Genomic DNA, 662 nt, shown 5'->3' with positions numbered 1-662 from the left:
CTTAAGTCAAAAGACGTTGAGCGCATCAACATGGCAACTCACCCACTTGAGTTCGAACTTTACTACTCTGTATAAGGTTCAAACTGTGTAAAATGTAAACACAGTAACAAAATATTAGGCTCGCCTCGCAGGCGGGCCTTTTTTGTATTCGTCAGTCAAGATTCGCCGTTTAACATGAGGGGATAATAAAAATACGCTTGGGCTATTTTTACCTTGTAGGTCAAAGGCCTAAGCCATTGAAACGTGAAATCATCGATCAAAAGAAGGTGAGCCATGAAAGTTCAGCTTATTCCATCGCTATGTGTACTCAGCGGCACACTACTGGCCTCTGTAGCCTCGGCTCAGGTCGCTTACACTTGGGTAGACGAAAACGGCGTAGTGCACTTCAGTGACACCCCAAACCAAGGTGCGAAGACCATCGCATTGCCCAATCTTGAAGCCAGTGCACCAGCACCAGAAGTCGAGAGCACGGAATCACTTGCGCCACAAGCCAAAGCAGCCCCCGAGCCAGAAGAAGAGCCAGAAAAGAAAACGGATAAGCCTCAACCTTTGCAACTGGCGATGCTCACTCCTCAACACAATGAAACCATTCGTAGTAATCGTGGCTTGATTAATATCCAGCTGGAAGCCAATCGTAAGCTGGGCATTGGTGAACAACTGCA

Annotated in this window: 1 protein-coding gene; it reads left to right on the top strand. The window is 47.1% G+C overall.

Annotation, left to right across the window (positions count from 1 at the left end; all coding sequences use genetic code 11):
- Positions 1-273: 273 nt before the first annotated feature.
- A partial coding sequence (locus tag R7Q46_RS27595) for a DUF4124 domain-containing protein (RefSeq protein ID WP_318078339.1) occupies positions 274-662 on the top strand: 389 nt, incomplete at its 3' end.

Source organism: Vibrio sp. 811 (genome assembly GCF_033339195.1).
The sequence above is the reverse complement of the archived record's forward strand: the minus strand, read 5'-3'. Positions and strand labels throughout refer to the sequence as shown.